This window comes from Acinetobacter sp. YH12128 (assembly GCF_013418655.1).
Taxonomy (GTDB): domain Bacteria; phylum Pseudomonadota; class Gammaproteobacteria; order Pseudomonadales; family Moraxellaceae; genus Acinetobacter; species Acinetobacter amyesii.
In genome coordinates, this window is record NZ_VPBO01000015.1 from 61762 (window position 1) to 85604 (window position 23843).

Consider the following 23843-nt stretch of genomic DNA (forward strand, 5'->3'; position numbering starts at 1 on the left):
ATCCTAGGTGTTTCTATTACATAGACACAATATAAAAATAAATACAGATGCAAAGTGCGGCCCAAAGACCCGCAATGATGTCGTCAAACATGATGCCAAAGCCACCACCGACTTGACGGTCAATGACACGAATAGGCCACGGTTTCCAGACATCAAATAAACGGAATAACGCAAAACCAATCAATGCCCAAGTCCAGCTCATTTGCCCAAGATATAAAATTGGGAGGAAGGTAATGGACTGACCGGCAAATTCATCCCATACGATGCGGCCATCATCATGAACACCCATGACTTTGGCGGTTTGACCGCAAATATAGATCCCAATAATCGACATGATGATCATGACTATAATGGAGTTGAAAAAGCCGATTGCAAGCCAACCTGGAATAAACAACAAAGCAAAAGCAGAGCCAAAGGTGCCCGGTGCTTTGGGTGCAAGACCCGAGCCAAATCCCACGCCACAAAAGGCGATGACTCGGTTAAACCAAGACATGGATTTAAAGTTAATGGCTGGCTTATGCAAAATGCTGGTATCCCTTAAATTTTATGACTTGGTCAACACCGTGGTTGTTATAACGGATTCCCAAATTAGGCGTGATTTGACCGATTTTACTAATGTTTACATCTAATTCTAGTTGCAGAAGTTTTTTATAATTCTGCGGACTTATTGTAAAGCATAACTCGTAGTCATCTCCACCCGCGAGGGCGTATTGCCACTGCTTTTCTTGTTGTAATTGTTTTACATCGTGATCGATAGGAAGTTGATCTAATTCAATTTCTGCACCGACGTGTGAAGCAGCGAGGATATGTCCTAAATCTTGTGCGAGCCCATCAGAGACATCAATCATACTGTTGGCTAAGCCTTTGAGCTGTTGGCCTAATAAGCAACGGGGTGTGGGATAATCTAAACGGTGCTGTAAGCGATGACCTAAATGGTTTAAGCCAAATGCAGCATCACCGACTTGTCCGCTGACGCAGATATAATCACCGATTTGGGCACCTGAACGCGGGACGGCTTGTCCCGATTCAACCCAGCCGAGGGCTGTGACTGAAATCGTCAGATGAGGACTTTGTGTGGTATCACCACCAATTAAACTCACACCAAATTGATCGCAACAATTATATAAACCCTGACTAAAGCCTTTGAGCCAATCATGATCAATTTGGGGTAGGCTCAATGCCAATAAAATACTGTGTGGTTTGGCACCCATTGCAGCAATGTCAGAGAGGTTGACAGCAACAGATTTCCAGCCGATGGCATGTGGTTTTGTGTCGAGAGGGAAGTGACGCCCAGCAACCAGTGTATCGGCACAGATGACCAATTGTTGCTGTGGAGGAGGGGTGAGCAAGGCTGAGTCATCACCGACCCCTAAATCGACAGAATTGATATTCTGTCGATTAAAATAGGTATCAATGATCGAGAACTCAGCCATACAACGTACTACTTAAAAAATTAATTAGCTTGTTGTTTTTCTGCTGCACGCAATGTAGTCGCTAAACGATCCAATACACCATTGATGTATTTGTGGCTGTCTGCACCGCCAAAATGTTTAGCTAACTCGATCGCTTCATCTAACACGACGCGATATGGAATCTCAAGATGTTCTTTGAGTTCATATGCACCAAGACGAAGTGTTGCAAGTTCAACACCATCTAAAGCGTCCACTTCACGATCGAGCACAGGGATTAAAAGCGCATCCAATGCTTCATGATTGGCAACAACCTCGGTCAATAACTCGTGGTAATAGCCGAGGTCGACCTTGTGCATGGCATTATCCACACGTGTACGTGCTTCAATCTCATGGACAGGATTGCGGCTCATTTGCCATTCATAAATTCCTTGTACAGCAAAGCGACGTGCTTTACGTTTTGCTGCATAAGTTGCTTGAAGTGTTTGCGACATAGCGTTAAATAGCCTTTAACAAGTTAACCATTTCAATAGCAGTCAAGGCAGCTTCACTACCTTTATTGCCTGCTTTTGTACCTGAGCGTTCAATCGCTTGTTCAATACTATCCGTAGTCAATACACCATTAATTACTGGTAAGCCAGTGTCTAGACCAACAACGCCTAAACCTTTGGCACATTCGCCAGCAACAAAATCGAAGTGAGGCGTGCTACCACGAATCACTGCGCCAAGCGCGATGATGGCATCGAAACGATCTGAAGCTGCAAGTTTTTTTGCAACCACAGGAAGTTCCCAAGCACCCGGTGCATGAACAACAGTGATATTATCCTCTGATACGCCATGACGTTTCAATGTATCAACGGCACCTTCTAGCAAATGTTCAACAACAAAGCTATTAAAACGACCAACTAAAATCGCATAACGGTCTTCGTTCGCGAGATGTAACATACCTTCAATACGGCGAACTGCCATAGCAACCTCGATTATTTCTCTGATGTTTGATTTGCGGTGATGTATTCCACCACTTCTAAGTTAAAACCTGATAGTGCATTAAAGCGTAGTGGAGAGCTGAGTAGCTTCATTTTTTCCACGCCTAAATCACGTAAAATTTGTGCACCCACACCAATGGTTTGATACTGCTGAGACAGTGCCGCATTGGATTTAACATTTTTCGGTGCAGTTAAATTTTCTAAAGCAGGGCCTAAGTCCTGTAAATGACGCTGACCAATCCATACTAAAACACCACGATCGCTGGATGCGATTTCTTTCAGTGCTTTATCGAGATTCCACGCCGGAGCACCATCTTGTTTATTGAGTTTTAATAAGTCACGAACCGGGCTGAAACCATGTACACGGACTGTGGTTATGCCTTGTTTTGGTTCGCCTTTAACCAGTGCCAAATGAATGTCTGGGTTACCAATTTCACGGTAACGGAACAATTCAAAAGTACCGTATTCAGTATCTAAAGTTTGTTGATCAATGCGCTCAACGGTTTGCTCATTGGTCATGCGGTAGTGAATTAAGTCCGCAATCGTGCCCATTTTTAAGCCATGCTTTTCAGCAAATACTTCAAGATCAGGGCGACGTGCCATAGTGCCATCTTCATTGATGATTTCACAAATCACAGATGCGGGTTCAAGACCTGCTAAACGCGATAAATCACAACCGGCTTCAGTGTGGCCTGCACGGTGAAGGACGCCACCAGGCTGCGCCATCAGCGGGAAAATATGGCCTGGCTGTACGATGTCAGCTGGTTTAGCATGTGCAGCTACCGCTGTTTGAATGGTGTGCGCACGTTCTGCAGGAGAGATGCCTGTTGAAATGCCATTTGCTGCTTCAATAGACAAGGTAAAGTTGGTACCGTGCTGCGCACCATTGGCATCTACCATGAGTGGTAGATTTAACTGTTGGCAACGCTCTTTGCTGAGCGTTAAGCACACAAGACCACGCGCATGCGTAATCATGAAGTTGATATCTTCAGGGCGTACGTGGGTCGCAGCGATAACAAGGTCGCCTTCATTTTCACGATCTTCATCATCCATCAGGATGACCATTTTTCCTGCACGAATATCAGCTACGAGCTCTTCAACAGTATTAAGCGGCATCAATCTTCACCTTTTTGTTTGTCTCGAATGACATTTACTTGCATTGATTGTTGCATAGTCTAACGTTTTTTTGCGTTCTTTGCCTATGCTTATCATTTTCCTTTAATGGCTCATTGTTATACACAGTCGTCAGAACCTTGAAAAGAGGACTTTATTTGAATTGTGCCATTTATGCCCAATCTTTAAGCGATTGAAAAGCATAAAAATTGGCAACCTTATACGGATATTGAATAATTAAGCCAAAGGAAGCTGACAGTTTGTCGGAAGCGTTTAATCGCATAACTACATGAAGGATCACATAAAATAATTGTCACTTATGCAGCTGAGTGAGCAGCTAAATAATCTTGAATGATCATTTTATTGGCCTGCAAAATGCTTTTTTGTAATTCGGGATCATGCATTGCCCGTGCAATTAAAACCGCACCGACCAATTGGGACATCATGGCCCAAGCTTTTTCTTCACTCGCCAAATGTGCGCTAAATAAAGCATGACCGCGCAGTAATTCCTTTTCATAGGCCTGTTTAATCGTGTCATCTGCACGAGCTACTTCGGTCGCAAGTGTCGGCAAAACACAGCCTTGTTCAGGATGTTCAAGGTGGGAAGGGGTTAAGTAACGGTCTAACTCAAAATTAATCCAGTCGGCTGCATTGTGATGCGGGTTGCTTTGCCACATGTTAAAGCTTTGCTGCAATTCATATTCAACCAATGCTTTGAGTAAATCCTGTTTTGACGAAAAATGTGAATAGAATGCGCCACTAGTTACACCTGCAGCTTTCATTAAGCCGTCAACACCTGTTGCAGCAAAGCCATTTTTTTTCGCAATTTGTCCCGTAATGTTGAGTAGTTCTTGTCGTTTTTGTTGTTTGTATTCGGGTTTGTAACGCATCTGCAACCCCCTTGAAAATAATATTGACGATAAATTAACCATAACATAGTATTCGTTATAGTAACGATCGTTATTCAATAAAATTGATCGCACATGGAATATAAAAACTATCCAGCACGAGGAGATCGTCATGGAAAATAATCATATATCTAAGCCTGTCAAAGGTGTGGCATTGATCATTGGTGCAGGAGATGCCACCGGCGGTGAAATTGCCAAACGCTTTGCTCGTGGTGGCTATACTGCGTGTATGACGCGGCGTAATGTCGACAAATTACAGCCCTTAATTGTTGAAATTCAAGCGCAGGGAGGGACTGCTTTTGGCTTTGGTTCGGATGCTCGAAAAGAAGAGCAAGTGATTGAACTCATCGAGCACATTGAATCAAACATTGGCCCGATTGAGGTCATGGTCTTTAATATTGGTGCCAATGTGCCATGTAGTATTTTGGAAGAAACCGCACGTAAATATTTCAAGATTTGGGAAATGGCATGTTTCTCGGCATTTTTAACGGGTCGGGAAGTGGCAAAACGCATGGTGAGCCGTGAATCTGGCACAATTATTTTTACGGGTGCGACGGCTGGGGTTCGTGGTGCCGCAGGCTTTGCCGCTTTTGCTGGCGCAAAACATGCGCTTCGTGCCTTGGCACAAAGCATGGCGCGTGAACTTGGGCCTAGAAATATTCATGTGGCGCATGTGGTGGTTGATGGGGCGATTGATACCGACTTTATTAAAGAGACTTTTCCCGATTTGTACGCAAAAAAAGCGCAAGATGGTATTTTAAATCCCGTACATATTGCAGAAAATTATTGGCATCTCTCACAGCAACCACGAGATGCATGGACGCATGAATTAGATCTGCGACCGTGGATGGAACGCTGGTAAGCGTAATTTGATTCAAATGAAAGAACGATACGCGGTAAGGTCATCCGTAAGTGTTTGAGACAGGACTACATCTATTCAAAAATGTTTTTGCGATACTTTGAATAATTAGACGCTAGTGAACGAGTTTTGCGGATGACAATGGTTTTGGGTACTTTTGCCGAAACAAAAGTACCTCCAGCCGAAGGCTAATCCCTTTATTTAAACCCTGGATGTAAGACTCCGTCAAATCGGCTTAAAAATCATTTAAAAAATACGATGTTACTTTTACGTGCGTAACATCAGTTAGGAAAATAAGCAAAAAAAGGACGAAAAACATGAAAGTCATTGAATTTTATTTTGATGTCGGCAGCCCATATAGTTATATCGGTTTTCATCGCATTCAACAGATTGCACAGCAGTATCAAGCCGAGCTGATCTGGAAGCCGATGCTTCTTGGTGGAGTGTTTAAAGCTACTGGCAACAGTAGTCCGATGGCTGTGCCTGCCAAGGCACGCTATTCCATGCGGGATCTTAAGCGCTGGTCAGATCTATGGCAGATTCCCGTGCAAATGAATCCGTATTTTCCAATCAATACTTTGCAGTTGATGCGTTTGATTACCGCAGTCCGATTATTTCAGCCTGAAGTATTTCTCAATGTACTGACGGGTATTTTTAACGCGATGTTTGGTCAGCCACGCAATTTAAATGATCTCAATAAATTAATTCAATTGATGCAAGAGCTTGGATTGGATGTAGAGCAAGTTAAATCATGGCTTGAAGATGAAAAAGTAAAGTCTGAGCTTAAAGTTATTACCGAAGAAGCCATTGCACGAGGTGTGTTTGGGGCGCCAAGTTGGTTTGTCGATGATGAGTTATATTGGGGTGTTGATCATTTACATTTTGTTGAGGCGGCTTTACAGGCTTCATCACGATCAGCCTAATTGGACGAATACTTGAGTGAATGCTACTGAATATGAGCACCAGTTTTAGGACGGGAATGCAGAAGTTATTGTAGATGTAAGTAAAATTATAGAATGGATCATGGCTGATTGTCTTACTTACATCTACTTTTACTCAGCTTTCATTTGTATTGAGTCTTATTTTTGGGGTACTAACTTAAAAAACTTAAGCTTTATTCCGTATATAAATAATGCTGACATTTGGTGCAATTTACGGTGCATGAATCGCTTGCATAAATACCTTTACGAAAGAATCGTTTATTGCCGCAAAAAATACAGATAAATTCATCTTTATGATTTTTAGCGCTTGGTAGCTCTTGGTAAACGAGTCTTAATCCATTGTCTTTATAACGATAATTTCGACCATAAATTTGTTTAGCAAGCCAATAGTCCAAACTTGTAAATTTTATGGCAATACAACTGATGATACAAAAAGGAAATAGCCATATAGATTCAAATGCTTTGGAAACAGACGCCCAACCTGAAAATACACTTGTGAAAGTAAAAAACATGACCGCGAAAGCACCAAAGAAGAAAAGATAGAATACTTTGCTTTGGAAAGAGCTTAATTTGTTTAAGTATTTGAGATGATGTTCATAGGTCGAAATATCATCTTGGTTGGGCACAAATGCGGGATAACGTGCTTGCTTAGGTTTGTCTGACACTTGATCACCAAATGAATGACCACAGGCACTACAAAAGTGATGTTGTACTAATGCTTTTTCTCCACAGGAGACACAATATTTCATAGCTATTTAAATATTTTTAATTAATAAAGTTATTTGTTTAGCAAGCATAAGAAAATTTGCAGCTTTTTAAAAGAAATTTTAATGAATTCATTGAAGAGGCTTCTAACAAAAAAGCGAACCGAAGTTCGCTTTTTATCTCATGTATTGTTCAACGCTGCTTAGAAGAAGCCCATTGGTTTGGTGTCATAGCTCACCAACAAGTTTTTGGTTTGTTGATAATGATCAAGCATCATTTTGTGGTTTTCCCGGCCGATCCCTGATTTTTTGTAGCCACCGAATGCTGCGTGTGCAGGGTAGATATGATAACAGTTGGTCCATACACGGCCCGCCTGAATAGCACGACCCGCACGATATGAAGTATGCGCTGAACGCGACCAAACCCCTGCACCTAGACCATAAATCGTGTCATTGGCAATTTTAATGGCATCATCAAAGTCTTTAAAGGTTGCTACTGAAAGCACAGGGCCGAAGATTTCTTCTTGGAAAATCTTCATGTCATTGGTGCCTTTAAAAATCGTTGGCTCAATATAGAAACCTGTACCGACTTCATTTCGTGGGTCACCACCAGTAATCAGCTGTGCACCTTCATTTTTACCTGTCGCGATACAGCCTAAAATTTTGTCTTGCTGCTCTTGCGATGCCTGTGCACCAATCATGGTATCGGTATCGAGTGGATGACCCGTCTTAATACGTTTGACACGTTCGACAGCCATTTCCAAGAATCGATCTGCAATGCTTTCTTGTACCAATGCACGTGAAGGACATGTACAAATTTCACCTTGGTTGAGCGCAAACATGGCAAAACCTTCGAGTGTTTTATCTAAGAACTCATCGTCTTTGTCCATGATGTCTTCAAAGAAGATATTTGGTGATTTTCCACCAAGTTCTAAAGTCACAGGAATGATATTTTCAGTCGCATATTGCATGATCATTTGACCGACAGCGGTTGAACCTGTGAAGGCGATTTTTGAGATGCGTGGATTGGTCGCCAATGGACGACCGACTTCAACACCATAACCATTCACAATATTCAGCACGCCCGGTGGGAGTAGGTCTTGAATGAGTTCAGCCAAGACCAAGATGCTGACAGGCGTTTGCTCCGCAGGTTTCAACACGATGCAGTTTCCCGCAGCCAATGCTGGAGCAAGTTTCCAAGCCGCCATCAAGATTGGGAAATTCCACGGAATAATTTGACCGACCACACCAAGTGGTTCATGGAAATGGTAAGCAATGGTATTTTCATCAATTTCAGAAATGCCGCCTTCTTGGGCACGGATACAGCCGGCAAAATAACGGAAGTGATCGATACAAAGTGGAATATCAGCGGCTAAGGTTTCACGAATCGGTTTACCGTTGTCCCAGGTTTCTGCGACCGCAAGGAGCTCTAGGTTTTCTTCAAGTCGATCGGCAATTTTTAATAAAATATTTGAGCGTGTGGTTGGGGAAGAGGCGTTCCATTGGGCTTTGGCTTTATGCGCTGCATCCAAAGCCAATTCAATATCTTCAGCAGAAGAACGTGGCACTTTGGTAAAAACTTTACCGTCTACAGGGGAGATATTTTCAAAGTATTCACCTTTCACTGGCGCGACCCATTGGCCACCAATCAGGTTTTCATACTGAGCTTTAAACTGAACTTTTGAACCGGGTTGATTAGGATCGACATAACGCATATGAATTTTCCTTTGCTTGTTTATTATGATCTTGTTGGGCTGCCCATCTGTGGCAATCTACAGCTTTGGTATAAGGTACTTTTGTACATTATTTGATTAGCATAGCCTGTATAAGGTTGGAAAAAGGTTGGAGACAAGAAGGTTTACAATATTTTTTTTCAGTCTTAAAAACAAAAGCCGGGAAACGGATTTTTAGTCATAAATTGTTGTGAGAATAATGAATGATGATACAGAAGGATTTATCTGAAAAACGACAGAATGTCGAACGGTTAAGACAGGGCATGAGTCTGTCAAAGCAGCAAACCTCGCAATTGAATGAGAGCATTGCGAGTTCTTGGCAGCGATCGGCGCAGGCAGAAATTCCGGAAAATCGGAGTGCTGCGCCTTTGGTAAATTTAAGCCCTCAAAGTCAACAACAGTCGGCATTGCATCATGCCTTGCAACATTGTGCCGAAGATTTAAAACACATTGCCGAACAGTCGTCGATGGTACTTGCCGTGGGCGATGTAGGTAGCACGATTATTTGGAGTGCGTCGAGTCGGCAAATGCAAAGTGCTGCGGAAAGTGTGCATTTTATTGCAGGTGGGCAATGGCGCGAAGAATTGGTCGGCACCAATGCTTTAGCGTTGTCTCTAAAAACCCAACAGTCGAGTTGTGTGTTTTCAAATGAACATTATATGCCGTCTGTACATGAATGGGTCTGCTATGCAGCACCGATTATCGATCCACACACACAGCAAATTTTAGGTGTGGTTGATTTATCCACCGTGTGGAAAAACCACAATAGTTTAGGGCTACTTGCGGCTGAACGCTGCGCTTCGATTATTCAATCGGCTTTACTTGATTTTCAAAAACAGCATTTGTACATTCGGGCCTTTGCTGTGCCGCAAGTGTTATTTAATGGCAAAGTGATGGTGCTGACCCCACGGCAAATTGAAATTTTGACCATCTTGGCGCTATGTCCGCAAGGCATGACCTTAGATACTTTGCATCAAGCCTTATATGGTGAACGTAAGGTGAGCGTCGGGACTTTAAAAGCAGAAATGTCTCAGCTACGCGATATTTTGGGCGGCATGTTAGGCTCACGTCCTTACCGTCTATTGGCACAAGTCGAAGCCGATTTTTTGCAAGCCGAGCAAGCCTTAGATGCTGGTTATCTCGATTCGGCGTTGAAACTATGTTCAGGGGTTTTCTTGGCCAAAACCGAAAGTCCTTTTTTAGGGGCATGGCGCGATTGTCTTGAGTCACGATTAAGCCAAGCGATTTTTAATGCCAAGGAAACGGATGTTCTACTCAAACATGTCGCGCGTTTCCCTGAAGCTATCGATGCGGTTGAACGCCTGATTGAGCTGATGCCGAGATCGCATCCCGTACATCAGACCTTGTTGAAATTAAAACAGTAAGTTGCAATGTCATTCGGGCTGTTAAAAACCTTTATTGGCCAGCCATTCAAAGAGCTGGGTATAGACTTGTTCACGCGCGGTTTTTTCCGAAAGCACTAAATCATGCAAGCCATTGTGTATGCTTTGAATGGTGACATCGCCCTGAATTTTCTTGGCATATTTTTGGATGTCTTTTACACCTAAAATCACATCACTGGTCTGCGCTGCTTTACCCCATTTTTTGGGATTTTTAGTTTGATGCGAGTGCATGACCAAGACCGGTACATCTAGGCTGACACCTCGATGAATCTCTTTTTGAGCCTCATAAATTGTCCGCACGAAACTTAAATACACCATTGGATAGCGGGTCTTTTTCCAGTCTAAATTGAAGTCCCATTCACCCTTGAGTTCGCGGTGTAAACTGGCGGTATACCATTTATTCAGTTCACTCGGAAATTTTAAATTGGGAAAGGTTTTTGCCAATTTACTCAGCTGTGGAATACCTAGTGCGCGTTTCACTGGATTCATGTTGAAATCATAAAATGGGCTGTTAACCCAAAGGGCTTGAATTAAAGGATGATTTTGATGATGTGCCGCATACAAAGTGGTGGTTAAGCCACCGGTTGAATGACCACAAAGCAGTAAGGCATCATGACCTTCATCTGCAATGATCGCTAGAGCTTGATCTATTTCGGCATCGTATTCAGACAGTGCATGCACATTATAGTATTTTTGATGCGGGCGGATTGAGCGACCATATTTTCTTAAATCTAAGGCATAAAAGTCGAAACCGTGCTGATTAAAGCGTTCGGCCATTTCAGTTTGGAAAAAATAATCGATAAAGCCATGGATATAGAGCACCGCTTTGGAGGTAGGAGCCGCTGCTTTTTTGCGAACCAGTGTGGCAACCACTGGGCCTTCATAATCATCAGGGAAGGTCAGCGTGGCTTGTTCATAACCTGCGCCCAAAATGTCAGGTTGATACTGAATATGTGAATGGCTCATTATTATACTCATCAATATTATTGGACATTATGCTTTATCCTTGATGAGCCATGAGCTTTTGTCAAATGAATAATCGATGCTGTTTTACCGACTAAAAAAGAGTGACCTCAGTATGAAAGCAACCAATCTATGGTCGCTTTCCTGAAATAAAAAGTGAAATGGATTCAGTTGAAGCCTACATCACCAGACTCAAAGGGTAATGTAGGCACTTGGGTCACTTAAACATGAAGACCTTTGAGGCTTAACTTAAACTGCTGCTTTGAAGTCGACCACAGAGGCATTGGCTTTAAGCGCTGCCTTGAAAATATCAACCACTTGAGCATGATTCGCTTTACGTGGGTTGGTGAGCATGCAGGCATCTTTTTGCGCATTTTCAGACATGATGCTGAGGTCTTGTTCTTTCACACCGAGTTCAGAAAGGCTCGATGGAATGCCAATCGAAGCAGACAGTTCACGGATTGCTGCAATCGCTGCATAAGCCGCTTCAGTCACCGTTAAACCGTCGGTTGGCACACCCATGAGCTGTGCGATACGTGCATAGCGGTCAGGGCAGGCGATCAGGTTAAATTCGCAAACGTGTGGTAACAGCACGGCATTACATACGCCATGTGGCAAGTTGTAGAAGCCGCCAAGTTGGTGCGCCATCGCGTGGACATAACCTAAAGATGCATTGTTAAATGCCATCCCAGCTAAGTACTGTGCATAGCTCATTGCATCACGTGCTTCTAGGTTTTCGCCATTGGCTACGGCAGGGCTGAGCCATTCGCTGATCATTGCAATGGCCTTTTCAGCACAAGCATCGGTAATGGGATTGGCTGCTGTAGACACATAAGCTTCGACCGCATGCGTTAATGCATCCATACCGGTTGCTGCAGTGAGCGCCGCAGGTTTCGCAATCATCAGCTTCGGGTCATCAATGGCGATAAGAGGGGTACAACGCCAATCGACAATCGCCATTTTAACGTGGGTGTCAGTATTGGTAATGATACAGAAACGGGTCATTTCTGATGCCGTACCTGCGGTGGTATTAATCGCAATGAGTGGAGTCATTGGGACTGTACTTTTATCGATGCCTTCATAGTCACGAATATGACCACCACCCGCAGTGACTAAGCCAATGCCTTTGGCACAGTCATGAGAAGAGCCGCCACCGAGAGAGACAATAAAATCACAGCCATTGTCATTATAGGCATCTACACCGCTATGCACGTTGGTGTCAGTTGGGTTGGGTTCTGCGCCCGGGAAGATGTGACTTTCTACGCCAGCTTCAGTTAAATATGCGGCAATGGTGTCTGCCACACCAAATTTGTAAAGACCGGCATCGGTCACGATAAGCGCTTTTTTTGCGCCAAGATTTTGTGCCTTTGCACCAATTTCTTTAGCACAGCCGGGGCCAAAAAGTGAAACACAAGGGATGTAAAAACCGTTTGTTTGATCTGCAATATTTTTAAAAGCCATGGTGCGATTCCTTCTACCATTCATTGTCATTTGTTATGGGTGATACTCACCTAAACTGAGTATTGCGAGGGATGTTTTAAATTCACACCTACCAAAGACCTACCAAATTTAGGGCTTTGTATTGAACTTATTTAATTGATTGAAATTTAATCATTAATTATTTTTGCTATTTTCTGAGATTCGCTAAAAGTCGTATACGTTTAAGCCCAAATAGGCGTTGCGATGATTGGATGCATGATCGAGTTATCAGATTATAAAATCTAACTAAAACTACTATCAATTTACTAAATGCCCCAAAGCACTCGAATCAGGATAGGCTATAACAAATAACGAGATAGTCACTTTTGTGCATTTCGCTTTTTGCAGTGCGAAACAAAAGATTAATTAAACGAGTTAAATAATGCCCAGTGAAAATTTGAAAACGAAACGTCCTTTATATATTCCTTATGCCGGAAATACACTTTTAGAACTCCCACTTTTAAATAAAGGTTCTGCGTTTAATGAAGATGAACGTAAGAGCTTTAATTTACACGGTTTGATTCCACACGTAACAGAAAGCATTGAAGAACAAAGTCAGCGTTCTTATCAGCAATATTGTGCATTTAATAGTGATATCAATAAGCATATTTACCTGCGCAATATTCAAGACACCAATGAAACATTGTTCTATCACTTAATTGAAAACCACCTCAGTGAGATGATGCCGATCATCTATACACCAACAGTGGGTGAGGCTTGTCAGCGCTTCTCGGACATTTACCGTCGTCATCGTGGGATTTTTATTTCATATCCTGACCGTGATCATATCGATCAAATTATTCATAACGTGAATAAAAAGAATGTGAAAGTGATCGTGATTACGGACGGTGAACGTATTCTTGGTCTTGGTGACCAAGGCATTGGGGGGATGGGGATTCCGATTGGTAAGTTGTCGCTGTACACTGCGTGTGGTGGGATCAGTCCAGCCTATACTTTGCCGATTACTTTAGATGTCGGAACCAATAACCAACAGCTGTTGAATGACCCGATTTATATGGGTTGGAGTCAGCCTAGGATTAGTGGTGAAGAATATTATCAATTTGTCGATGACGTGATTAAAGCCATTCAACAACGTTGGCCTAAAGCGCTGATTCAGTTTGAAGACTTTGCACAAAAAAATGCGATGCCTTTACTGGAAAAATATCGCGATAAAATTTGCTGTTTCAATGACGATATTCAAGGGACAGCAGCAGTGTCTGTCGGAAGTTTAATTGCGGCATCACGTGCAGCAGGCAAGCAGCTCAAAGATCAAATCGTCACCTTCTTAGGGGCGGGTTCAGCAGGTTGTGGGATTGCAGAACAGATCATCAAGCAAATGGTGGCGGAAGGTTTAACCGATGCTCAAGCACGTGCGCGGGTGTTTATGGTCGACCGCTTTGGTTTAATTACTGAAAATCAGCCGAATCTTTTAGATTTCCAACGCAAGCTTGCGCAAGCACCGGATAACGTCGCACATTGGGCAAATGCAGATTCGGTCATCTCACTCCTGGATGTGGTTACACATGCCAAACCGACTGTATTGATTGGGGTTTCGGGACAACCGGGGCTGTTTAGCCAAGAGGTTATTGAAACGATGGCTGCAAATTGTGAACAGCCTATTGTGTTGCCACTATCTAACCCGACATCACGTGTCGAAGCGGTGCCTGCAGATATTATCGAGTGGACCAAAGGTAAGGCCCTGATTGCGACAGGTAGTCCATTTGCACCAGTGAATTATCATGGCAAGATTCATCAGATTTCACAGTGCAATAACTCCTATATTTTCCCGGGGATTGGACTGGGTGTGATTGCATCTGGGGCGAAACGTGTGACGGAAAATATGCTGATGGCATCTAGTACGGCATTGGCGGACTGTTCACCAAAATTGGCAGATCCAAATGCTGATTTATTGCCAAGTTTGGATTATTTACAGGATATTTCGAAGAAAATTGCATTGAAAGTCGCGTTGGCTGCGATTGCTGATGGTGTTGCGCCAAATGTCAGCGTTGAAGTGCTCGAACATGCGATTGAAGCGAATTTCTGGAAACCTGAATATCGTGATTATGTCCGTGTGACCTATTAACGCAATTTTAATTTTTATTCATATTTGTGGAACCTGACTCAAACCATGTTCCACATACTGAATAAATATAGATTGATTTTGATTGGTGTAAGCGATAGATAAAAAAGCCCCCATCTTTCGATGAGGGCTTTTTGAATTTGGAGCGGGAAAGGAGACTCGAACTCCCGACCCCAACCTTGGCAAGGTTATGCTCTACCAACTGAGCTATTCCCGCGGAGTCTATCCTGTTTTTTTACTAAAAAACTGAATCGAAAAAAATTTGGAGCGGGAAAGGAGACTCGAACTCCCGACCCCAACCTTGGCAAGGTTATGCTCTACCAACTGAGCTATTCCCGCGGAGTCTATCCAATTTTTTAAATAAAAAACCGAATGAAAAAATTTTGAGCGGGAAAGGAGACTCGAACTCCCGACCCCAACCTTGGCAAGGTTATGCTCTACCAACTGAGCTATTCCCGCATAGCCACGTATAATACATTAAGGATTTTTCAGGTCAATAACTTTATGAAAAACTGTGCATCGTTTGCATAAAATAAAAACAATTTGTTTGAAAATTGGAAGATTTTTGCAGGTCGAAGGCTTCCATTTTGATGAAATCATGCAATTCAGATGGTTTCAGCAACTTTGCGACACAAGAACTTGAACAAATACAGGCTATACTAAGACCAGTTGAACCTTTTTTTGAATTTGGGAGAGCCGTTTTGAGTTTAGAACAGCAATTAATTGAGCGTCTACAGACATTAGCGCCTACACATCTTGAAGTGGTGAATGAGTCCGCAGGTCATGGAGGTTATTTCCCAGGTAAAGAGTCGCATTTTAAAGCAGTGATCGTGAGTGAGGCATTTGCAGGTTTGCGTTTGGTGCAACGTCATCAAAAAGTCTATGCCGCAGCCGGTGATTTACTTAGTCCGGGGCAAATTCATGCCTTGGCCATTCATGCGTTTTTACCCGAAGAATGGAAAGGTCAAGACACCACTAGCCCTGAATGTGCGCATGCACCTAAGTCATCTTAAGGTGAGCCATGGAAACGCAATTAATCATTAAAATCATTCATATGTGTGGTGTGGCTTTAGGCTGTGCTGCCATTTTCATTCGTGCTTTTACGTTGTTTAAAGGGACGCAGGGCAATTTACCCAATCCGGCAGGGCGGAAGTTTTTTGTTGCTTTGCAACATGGCTCAATGACATTAATTGCCGTGACTGGAATTATCTTATTGTTTATGAAGAACTTTGATGTGCAGCCATGGTTCTATGCCAAAGTTGTGCTGTTTTTGGTGCTGCTGTCTTCTTTATCTAAAGCGTATAAAAAAGATGACAGTATTTTATTGGTTCAGCGCCGTGCGGGCTTATTTATTGCAGCTATTGCACTTATTTTCATCATTACATTGGTTATAATCAAACCAGTTTTTGGATAAATGGCTTATCCACATGGCCGATTTCAAGGCTTGAGTAGAAAAACAAAGATTAGAGGGTTTTGAATGCGTACGCGTGTGGTATTTAACCAAAAAGGTGGTGTGGGGAAATCGAGTATTACGGTCAATTTAGCGGCGATAAGCGCGCACCAAGGTTTAAAAACTTTGGTGATTGACCTCGACCCTCAAGCCAATTCAAGTCAATATTTGTTGGGGGATGATGCGACGTATTCGGCAGATAAGCCTGCACTTGAACCCAATATTGAAAATTATTTTGAAGAAGTCTTGGGGACACAACAAAGTAAAGGTTTGTTGGGAAATGCCATCGGTTCGATTTTGAAAGGTCGTGCCAAAGGTTTGGAAAGCTATGTGCATGCATCACCTTATCCACGCTTAGATGTGATTCCTGCCAGTCCAAATTTAGGCGCGTTGGCACATGCCTTAGAATCTAAGCATAAAATTTACAAACTCCGCGATGCTTTGCAGCAGATGAGCGGTCAATATGATCGAGTGTTTATTGATACACCGCCGGCCTTTAACTTTTTTACCTTATCTGCGTTGATTGCGGCAGATCGCGTGCTGATTCCATTTGACTGCGATGTGTTTTCAAAACGTGCCTTACAGACCCTGATCGAAAATGTGTTAGAAACGCAGGATGATCATAATGATCATTTAGAAATTGAAGGCATTGTGGTCAATCAATTTCAGGCACAGGCGAAGTTGCCGCGCGAAGTTGTACAACAACTCAAAGATGAAGGACTTCCTGTATTGGACAGCATGTTACCGCCTTCGGTGCTGATGAAAGAATCTCATCATAAAAATCAACCTTTAATCCATTTGGCTGCAGATCATAAATTGACGCAAGCCTATCAATCATTGTTCAATGAAATTGAGCAAAAGTAGTATCGAGAAAAGTATGAATGCACTTAAATGTGGTCTAGTTGCTTTCACTGCTGTTGTATTGGGTGCATGTGCAAGTACGCCAAAACCAAGCTATGTTTCACCTACACAGTATCAGTCTTTGAGTTGCCAACAATTGCAAAGCGAATACAACCGAATCCACGACTATATTCAAAATGGTGTAGAAACACCGAAGCGTACAGGCGTTGGTGTGGGTGTAGGCCTTGGTGGTGGCTGGGGCAGCCGTGGAGGTTGGGGCATTGGTCCGAGTATTTCGGTCAATATGGGACAATCTTCAAATACCAAACGTACCGAACTTTCACGCGTTCTAGGTGAGCAAGAAGCGATTGTACAGGCAGCAAAATTTAAAGGTTGTCCGATTATCGTTCGCGCAAATTCGGCTACCGCAGCAAAATCATAAGCGGATCATGAGCTGAGGCTTAGGCCTGTGCTATGAGAAAAGTGTAATAAAATTTGTCAGTAGGTGAGGCGTCTACTGGCATTTTTTTTGAGCCAAATAAACTGCACTGTTTAGAGCCAATAAAATATTTAAATCTATGAAAAAATTAAATTAAATATTATTGGTGTATTTCAATACTTCCTTCTGGTCTTGAACATTCAGCGTGAGTGCATTGACTTGTACAAGGATAAAACTGACCTAGCGCGTACTTGTTTTTTTAAATTCATTTCGGCTAAGGTGTGCGCTTTGAAACATTGTCTGGGTATTTATGATTGAGAGTTGGCTTTTTGTATTGGCAATGATTGCGGTGATGATGACGCCGGGACCTAGCAATGCACTAATGGCAAGCTCTGCACATCAACAAGGCATTGCAAAGACGTGCATGCTGATTCCTGCAGAATTATTGGGCTATTTCTATGCCATTAATTTGTGGGCGTTGATTATTCATTTAAGCGCTCCAGTGTGGCCGAATTTAATTCACTTGCTACATTTTCTCAGTATTGCCTATGTTTTATGGTTGGCTTTTCATTTGTGGAAATCGACGCATTTACATCAGTACAATCAAAAACATCCTTCAATTCAACCACGTGAATTATTTATTTCCTCGTTAAAAAATCCTAAAGCGTTGCTTTTTGCTGCAGGTATTTTCCCAATTGAAACTTGGGCTAGCCCATTAAATTTTATTTTGGTTTTCGCTGTATTTAGCGTGGTTTTGCTACCAGTTGCATTGTTTTGGATGTCATTTGGACGGACGATTTTGGCCGGTAAGACCCAAAAAATTAAGGCCGATCTTCTGTATAAAGGATCGGCCCTGATGCTGATTTTATGTATGTTTCCCGTGGTTTTACGCTTTTTTGCTTAAAGGTGTTCACCACATCGGTTTATTTCTTTAATTTTGCTCGAATAAAACCAATCACGCCCGGTAAAATACTAATAATAATGATGCCGAAGATCAGATGGGTGAAGTTATCTTTCACGATGGGCATATTGCCAAATAAATAACCCAAAGTGATAAATGAGCCAACCCAACAAATCGCACCAATCATGTTAAAAGTCAGGAAGTACTTATAGTTCATGCTGCCTGCACCTGCGACAAAAGGCGCGAAGGTTCGTGCAAAAGGAATAAAGCGGGCAAAAATAATGGTTTTACCACCGTGTTTTTCAAAGAATTTTTGCGTATTGACCAAATGTTGACGGTTAATGAAGCGTGATTCAATTTCAAAGACACGTGGGCCAATATATTTACCAATATGGTAATTCAGCGTGTCGCCCAAGACCGCAGCGATAAACAGCAAAATCACCAAAACCCATGGATCCATGGCACCTGTTGACGCAGCGAGCGCGCCTGCTGCAAACAGAAGACTGTCACCCGGTAAAAAGGGCATGACCACTAAACCGGTTTCAACAAAAATGATCAGGAACAGAATTGCATAAATCCATACGCCATAATTGGTAATGAACTCGAGTAAATGGTCATCAACATGTAGTATAAAATCAATCAGTTCCATGGGGCTTATATGTGTAAAATAGTGGTCTGATGCTATCAGTCTGGGGCAGCAAAGTCAGTATTAAAACGTAATTAATTATCAGTAAAATCGTTCTATATATGGAATGATGAGTATTATAAAAGCATATTTAAAGAGAATAAGAAACGACCTAATCTAAGCACATCTTTTGAACAGTATTAAAAATAGGTTTCAGTATGTTTAATCCAAATCTAGTGGTGAAAAATCTGAGTCAACAGCCGCAAATCAATGCGGTAATCAGTCTCGTTGCACGTATTTTGATGGCTTATATTTTTATTGTGGCAGGTTGGGGCAAAATTACCGCTTACACTGCAACCGCAGGTTATATGGAGTCAATGGGTGTACCGGCAGGGCTACTTCCGATCACCATTTTAGTCGAGTTGGGTGGTGGCTTAGCTTTATTGTTTGGTTTTCAAGCGCGTTTTGCGGCACTGGGTCTAACCGTATTTAGTTTAATCACTGCATTTTTATTCCATGGTGGTGCAGAAGATGGCATTAACTTTATGAAAAATTTGGCGATGTCAGGCGGCTTATTATTTCTCATGTTACATGGTGCAGGTAAATTCAGTTTTGATCATTGGATCGAAAAATCAAAATAAAGCGGTCATGAGTCCGAGCATCCATCAAAGCGGCGTTCTGCCGCTTTTTTCATGTCTATCGCTGATTTAAAGTAAATCAATAAAGCCCTGAAATGTGTTGTAAAAAACATCGTTTGGCTTGTGGTTTTTGCCCCTGTCCGAATAGTGTGCGAAAGTCCAAGAAAAATGTTAGAATACGGCGCTTATATTCGTTGCCTGCATAGTTGTTTGCCATGACTACCAATACCCAAATTACTGAAGACCGTATCCTGATTTTGGATTTCGGTTCTCAATATAGTCAGCTTATTGCACGTCGTGTACGTGAAGCTGGTGTTTATTCAGAAATGTACGCATTTGATATGTCTGAAGAAGACATTCGTGCATTTAACCCAAACGGGATCATTCTTTCAGGTGGCCCAGAAAGTGTTCATGAAGAAGGTAGTCCGCGCGCACCACAAGTTGTATTTGAACTTGGTGTACCTGTTTTAGGTATTTGCTATGGTCTACAAACCATGTCAGAACAACTTGGCGGTAAAGTTGAGCCAGGTACTGTGCATGAATTTGGTTATGCAGAAGTTGATATTAAAGTCCGTGATGCTTTAATTGGTGATCTTGAAGATACCAAAGACCAATTAAAAGTGTGGATGAGTCATGGCGATAAAGTGACTCAAATTCCTGAAGGTTTCCAAATCACTGCAAGCACACCAAGCTGCCCAGTGGCGATGGTTTCTGATGAAAAACGTCGTTTCTACGGTATCCAATTCCACCCAGAAGTGACACACACTGCGAAAGGTGCTGAGTTATTGTCTAACTTCGTACATGGTGTATGTGGTTGCCGTAACTTGTGGAACTCAGAAAACATTATCGATCTTCGCGTAGAACAACTGCGTGAGCAAATTGGTGATCAAAAAGTTCTATTGGGTCTTTCAGGTGGCGTAGATTCATCTGTTGTAGCTGCACTTTTACACCGTGCGATTGGCGACCAATTGACTTGTGTATTCGTAGATAACGGTTTACTTCGTTTGAACGAAGGCGAGCAAGTGATGGACATGTTTGCGAAAAACATGGGTATTCGCGTGATTCGTGCCGACGCTGAAAATCGCTTCTTAACAGCGCTTGCTGGTGAAGTTGATCCAGAGAAAAAACGTAAAATCATCGGTCGTGAATTCATTGAAGTGTTTGCTGAAGAAGCACGTAAGCTTGACGGTGTGAACTTCCTTGCTCAAGGTACCATTTACCCAGACGTAATTGAATCTGCAGCAAGCAAACAAGGTAAAGCACACGTGATTAAATCACACCACAACGTGGGTGGTTTACCTGAAGATTTAGCATTCGAATTGGTTGAGCCAATCCGTGATTTGTTCAAAGACGAAGTACGCCGTTTAGGTACAACTCTTGGTCTTCCATTTGAAATGCTTTACCGTCATCCATTCCCAGGCCCAGGTCTAGGTGTACGTATTCTTGGTGAAGTGAAAAAAGAATATGCAGATATCCTTCGTCTAGCAGATGACATCTTCATGCAAGAACTTCGCGCAAGCGGCTGGTATGACAAAACTGCGCAAGCATTTGCTGTATTCCAACCCGTGAAATCGGTTGGTGTGGTGGGTGATGGCCGCCGTTATGCATGGGTGATCGCGCTTCGTGCTGTAGAAACTGTGGACTTTATGACTGCACGTTTTGCACACCTTCCTTATGATCTTGTAGACAAGATTTCTACACGTATCATGAACGAGATTGCTGAAGTTTCTCGTGTTGTTTATGACGTATCGTCTAAACCACCTGCAACTATTGAATGGGAGTAATTTAGGGATTTCAAGAAACAACGTTTCTTGCCTAAATTACGGCAAAGGCTATGCCTGCGCCAGACTGGGGTTTCACGAAGCACTGCTTCGTGCCAGTTTTACGCCAAGAGCTATGCTTGAGGCTATTTAGGGAAACCTAGATAATTCTACTAATAAAAAAGGACGCCTCGGCGTCCTTTTTTTATTTATAATTATGAAAAATACTATTTTAAAAGAGCAGGTTAAATGTCATTGCCTACATACGATCAGTTGATGCTTCCATTAATGAAACTTTTAGCAGAACAAAAAGAGGCAATAAAATTAAGTTCTGCCACAAAAATTTTAGCTGAAAGATCTGGGTTATCTGAAGCTGATTTAAATTTAAGGCTATCTAGTGGTACAAAAACAGTATTTTATGATCGTGTTGGCTGGGCGAAAACATATTTGGTTAAAGCAGGTTTGATACAACAACCATCACGTGGTCTTTGCGAATTAAGTACTTTAGGTTGGTCTATTGATTTTTCTAGCTTATCCAATATAACTAATCAGTATTTGATGCAGTTTGAAGGGTTTTCTGATTATAAAATTGGTTCTAACCATAATAAAAATATTCAAAATCTAGTTCTAAAAGAAGAGCATGCTACATCTATTCAAACAGAACATTTGACGCCTGCAGAAATAATCGAACAATCATCAACGGAGCTTAATCAAACAATTAAAGATGAGCTATTAAATAAAATTAAAAGTAATTCACCCAAATTCTTTGAGCAATTAGTTGTCGATTTGTTGGTAATAATGGGTTATGGCGGTTCACATCAAGACGCAGCCCAAGCAATAGGTAAAACCAGTGATGGTGGCATTGACGGTATTATCAGTGAAGATCGTTTAGGTTTAGATAAAATATATATTCAAGCTAAACGTTGGGAAAATACGGTGGGGCGCCCTGACATTCAACAGTTTAAGGGAGCTTTGGCTGATCAAGTGGCGAAAAAGGGCGTATTTATTACTACTTCTTGTTTTAGTAAAGAAGCAATTGAGTCAGCAAAGAAATCAGGCATTGTTTTAATTGATGGTGACAAGCTTACATCTCTCATGATTGAATTTGGCTTGGGTATTCAAATTGAAAGAAGTTTCCATATTTATAAAATAGATCAAGACCGTTTTGATGAAGATAGTTTTTAAATAAACTTAAAGGACGCTTCAGCGTCCTTTTTTTATATCTCAACATTCTATTTATAAACAATTGACCAACTACGATCGCTCTCATTATTCGGTTCAGCTTTGGACTTCGCTTTATGGGTAAAGCTTTGCCAAGACTTCGTCGATTTACGTTCGGGCTTCATGCTTGGGTCATAGCGTTCGACACGGTTACGGCCATTTTCTTTTGCCTGATACAGCGCAATATCAGCTTGCTTAATCAGTTCAGTTAAATTTTGTTTATGTGATTTAAGCTGTGAAACACCAATGGAAACGGTAAATTGGATCGGGTGATTTGCGACATTCAGCAAAGATTGATTTTGAAGCGTTAAACGAATACGTTCCGCGATCAACATTGCATCCTGTATTTGCGTTTCCGACAAAAGCACAATAAATTCTTCGCCACCAAAGCGAGCCAAAACATCTTTTTGGCGCATTTCTTTGCGGGTGGTTTCAGCGATACATTGCAGCACCTGATCACCAACATCATGCCCGTAATTATCATTAATATGTTTAAAATGATCGACATCAAACATCAGTAAGCAGGTGCTTGCGGGTGTTGGCCATTCATGGATGCGATGTTCAGCCAGTTGAACAAACTGACGACGGTTATATAACTGGGTGAGCTCATCTGTATGCGCTAGATTTTTCAGCGTATGCATATTCCAATCGTCAAGCAGGGTGCGTAAAAAATGACGTCGTGCATTGAGCGTATTGTTCCAGCTCATATGCAGGCTGATCATCCAAACGGGAATAGACACGACCACAAAAATCAGCGCTTCTTGCCATGATAAAAGCTGACTCACCGCAAAATATACCAATAGCGAAATGAGACCCGAACAATACAAGGCAGGCTTAAATTGTGTTTGTACGCAGACATTGGCAATTAAAATAAAGATCGCCGCACCATAGATATAGGACGAGACCATTGGGCTATTTGAAGCCAGTAATAAGCCAATCCAAATCGCGGTGCTACAGACCGTCCCGATCGGTAAGATCATGTCGAGTACACGAATGTCTTTTTTGTATTTAAACAGATAAAAGCTGACCAATAGGGCAGCAATAATCATGGCCACTCGAGAAAGACCTGACCAAAAGAACATGTCAGGGATAATAAAAATGTCAGCAAAGAAATAAAGAAGAAATGTAATCTGCGCCATGTAATTCACTTGACGTAAATAAGGTAACTGATGGGCATACTGATGTTGTAGAAAATAGTTTCTAAACTGCGTAGGAATACGTGCAAAAGGATCTGCAATGGCTTGTTCAATCTCGGCACGATTGGCAAGATCACACTCAGAAAGTTTCAAAGTATGATTATGATTTTTACGAACTTCCTGAGCAGACGAATTAGTCCGAGAACTCATTCGTACATCAACAGACATGTCCCTTCTCCATAAATGGCTTAGGAT

General features: G+C 42.1%; 24 protein-coding genes and 3 tRNA genes. 12 read left to right on the forward strand and 15 right to left on the reverse strand.

Features of this window, described 5'->3' with window-relative positions; all coding sequences use genetic code 11:
- Positions 1–16: 16 nt before the first annotated feature.
- The 6 genes from FTU64_RS09370 to FTU64_RS09395 all read right to left on the reverse strand — a co-directional run bounded on the left by FTU64_RS09370 (position 17) and on the right by FTU64_RS09395 (position 4398).
- Positions 17–493, reverse strand: coding sequence for a phosphatidylglycerophosphatase A (locus FTU64_RS09370; protein ID WP_180055734.1), 477 nt, complete (start codon positions 491–493; stop codon positions 17–19).
- Positions 494–515: 22 nt separating this feature from the next.
- Entirely contained in the window at positions 516–1433 is a 918-nt protein-coding gene (thiL, locus tag FTU64_RS09375; protein WP_180055694.1) for a thiamine-phosphate kinase, read from the reverse strand.
- A gap of 20 nt (positions 1434–1453) precedes the next feature.
- Positions 1454–1903, reverse strand: a complete 450-nt coding sequence (nusB, locus tag FTU64_RS09380) for a transcription antitermination factor NusB (protein WP_078191534.1) — start codon at positions 1901–1903, stop codon at positions 1454–1456.
- Positions 1904–1907: 4 nt separating this feature from the next.
- Entirely contained in the window at positions 1908–2378 is a 471-nt protein-coding gene (gene ribE / locus FTU64_RS09385) for a 6,7-dimethyl-8-ribityllumazine synthase (protein WP_067765591.1), read from the reverse strand.
- Positions 2379–2389: 11 nt separating this feature from the next.
- A complete protein-coding gene (gene ribBA / locus FTU64_RS09390; RefSeq protein ID WP_180026167.1) occupies positions 2390–3511 on the reverse strand; it encodes a bifunctional 3,4-dihydroxy-2-butanone-4-phosphate synthase/GTP cyclohydrolase II in 1122 nt (373 codons plus the stop codon).
- 314 nt (positions 3512–3825) lie between these two features.
- Positions 3826–4398, reverse strand: coding sequence for a TetR/AcrR family transcriptional regulator (locus FTU64_RS09395; protein ID WP_180022200.1), 573 nt, complete (start codon positions 4396–4398; stop codon positions 3826–3828).
- A 130-nt stretch (positions 4399–4528) separates the two neighbouring features.
- On the opposite strand from FTU64_RS09395, the gene FTU64_RS09400 reads away from it, so the two are divergent.
- Positions 4529–5278, forward strand: coding sequence for an SDR family oxidoreductase (locus tag FTU64_RS09400; RefSeq protein WP_180022199.1), 750 nt, complete (start codon positions 4529–4531; stop codon positions 5276–5278).
- Between the two features lie 314 nt (positions 5279–5592).
- On the forward strand, positions 5593–6198 hold the full coding sequence (locus FTU64_RS09405; RefSeq protein WP_180059663.1) for a 2-hydroxychromene-2-carboxylate isomerase: 606 nt from the start codon (positions 5593–5595) through the stop codon (positions 6196–6198).
- Positions 6199–6389: 191 nt separating this feature from the next.
- Here FTU64_RS09405 and FTU64_RS09410 read toward each other — a convergent pair whose 3' ends face one another.
- Positions 6390–6881, reverse strand: a complete 492-nt coding sequence (locus FTU64_RS09410; protein WP_180024783.1) for a hypothetical protein — start codon at positions 6879–6881, stop codon at positions 6390–6392.
- Between the two features lie 242 nt (positions 6882–7123).
- Positions 7124–8635 (reverse strand): aldehyde dehydrogenase family protein, encoded by a 1512-nt coding sequence (locus FTU64_RS09415; protein WP_078194071.1) that lies wholly within the window; start codon positions 8633–8635, stop codon positions 7124–7126.
- 221 nt (positions 8636–8856) lie between these two features.
- Here FTU64_RS09415 and FTU64_RS09420 point away from each other — a divergent pair, with 221 nt between their 5' ends.
- Positions 8857–10038, forward strand: coding sequence for a transcriptional regulator (locus FTU64_RS09420; RefSeq protein ID WP_078191528.1), 1182 nt, complete (start codon positions 8857–8859; stop codon positions 10036–10038).
- A 21-nt stretch (positions 10039–10059) separates the two neighbouring features.
- Here the strand turns inward: FTU64_RS09420 and FTU64_RS09425 are convergent, their stop codons facing one another.
- Both FTU64_RS09425 and FTU64_RS09430 read right to left on the reverse strand, forming a co-directional pair.
- Entirely contained in the window at positions 10060–11022 is a 963-nt protein-coding gene (locus FTU64_RS09425) for an alpha/beta hydrolase (RefSeq protein WP_180055692.1), read from the reverse strand.
- A 246-nt stretch (positions 11023–11268) separates the two neighbouring features.
- Complete coding sequence (locus FTU64_RS09430) at positions 11269–12480, reverse strand: iron-containing alcohol dehydrogenase (RefSeq protein ID WP_078191526.1); 1212 nt, start codon at positions 12478–12480, stop codon at positions 11269–11271.
- A 400-nt stretch (positions 12481–12880) separates the two neighbouring features.
- Between FTU64_RS09430 and FTU64_RS09435 the strand changes: the two genes are divergently transcribed.
- Positions 12881–14581: an NAD-dependent malic enzyme gene (locus tag FTU64_RS09435; protein ID WP_180003556.1), complete on the forward strand. Its 1701-nt coding sequence runs from the start codon at positions 12881–12883 to the stop codon at positions 14579–14581.
- Between the two features lie 138 nt (positions 14582–14719).
- On the opposite strand, the gene FTU64_RS09440 is transcribed toward FTU64_RS09435, so the two are convergent.
- The 3 genes from FTU64_RS09440 to FTU64_RS09450 form a co-directional block, all read right to left on the reverse strand.
- A tRNA-Gly gene (locus FTU64_RS09440) sits at positions 14720–14795 on the reverse strand.
- Between the two features lie 46 nt (positions 14796–14841).
- Positions 14842–14917 (reverse strand) — tRNA-Gly (locus tag FTU64_RS09445).
- A gap of 47 nt (positions 14918–14964) precedes the next feature.
- Positions 14965–15037, reverse strand: a tRNA-Gly gene (locus FTU64_RS09450).
- 242 nt (positions 15038–15279) lie between these two features.
- Here FTU64_RS09450 and FTU64_RS09455 point away from each other — a divergent pair.
- The 5 genes from FTU64_RS09455 to FTU64_RS09475 all read left to right on the forward strand — a co-directional run bounded on the left by FTU64_RS09455 (position 15280) and on the right by FTU64_RS09475 (position 18211).
- Positions 15280–15591: a BolA family transcriptional regulator gene (locus tag FTU64_RS09455; protein ID WP_078191519.1), complete on the forward strand. Its 312-nt coding sequence runs from the start codon at positions 15280–15282 to the stop codon at positions 15589–15591.
- Between the two features lie 8 nt (positions 15592–15599).
- The gene (locus FTU64_RS09460) at positions 15600–15992 is read left to right on the forward strand and encodes a SirB2 family protein (protein ID WP_168378832.1); all 393 of its coding nucleotides are present in this window, start codon (positions 15600–15602) and stop codon (positions 15990–15992) included.
- Positions 15993–16055: 63 nt separating this feature from the next.
- Positions 16056–16892 carry a ParA family protein gene (locus tag FTU64_RS09465; protein WP_180003554.1) on the forward strand — a complete coding sequence of 279 codons (837 nt, stop codon included), beginning with the start codon at positions 16056–16058 and terminating at the stop codon, positions 16890–16892.
- Between the two features lie 13 nt (positions 16893–16905).
- A complete protein-coding gene (locus FTU64_RS09470) occupies positions 16906–17310 on the forward strand; it encodes a hypothetical protein (protein WP_078191516.1) in 405 nt (134 codons plus the stop codon).
- Between the two features lie 307 nt (positions 17311–17617).
- Positions 17618–18211, forward strand: a complete 594-nt coding sequence (locus FTU64_RS09475; protein WP_168378830.1) for a LysE family translocator — start codon at positions 17618–17620, stop codon at positions 18209–18211.
- Positions 18212–18230: 19 nt separating this feature from the next.
- Here the strand turns inward: FTU64_RS09475 and FTU64_RS09480 are convergent, their stop codons facing one another.
- The gene (locus tag FTU64_RS09480) at positions 18231–18857 is read right to left on the reverse strand and encodes a DedA family protein (protein ID WP_180003550.1); all 627 of its coding nucleotides are present in this window, start codon (positions 18855–18857) and stop codon (positions 18231–18233) included.
- Positions 18858–19051: 194 nt separating this feature from the next.
- On the opposite strand from FTU64_RS09480, the gene FTU64_RS09485 reads away from it, so the two are divergent.
- The 3 genes from FTU64_RS09485 (at position 19052) to FTU64_RS09495 (ending at position 22416) form a co-directional block, all read left to right on the forward strand.
- A complete protein-coding gene (locus tag FTU64_RS09485; RefSeq protein WP_078191513.1) occupies positions 19052–19474 on the forward strand; it encodes a DoxX family protein in 423 nt (140 codons plus the stop codon).
- Positions 19475–19686: 212 nt separating this feature from the next.
- Complete coding sequence (gene guaA, locus FTU64_RS09490; protein WP_078194056.1) at positions 19687–21255, forward strand: glutamine-hydrolyzing GMP synthase; 1569 nt, start codon at positions 19687–19689, stop codon at positions 21253–21255.
- A gap of 225 nt (positions 21256–21480) precedes the next feature.
- Entirely contained in the window at positions 21481–22416 is a 936-nt protein-coding gene (locus FTU64_RS09495; protein WP_180022190.1) for a restriction endonuclease, read from the forward strand.
- 47 nt (positions 22417–22463) lie between these two features.
- Here FTU64_RS09495 and FTU64_RS09500 read toward each other — a convergent pair whose 3' ends face one another.
- A complete protein-coding gene (locus tag FTU64_RS09500; RefSeq protein ID WP_257222233.1) occupies positions 22464–23798 on the reverse strand; it encodes a GGDEF domain-containing protein in 1335 nt (444 codons plus the stop codon).
- Positions 23799–23843: the final 45 nt, after the last annotated feature.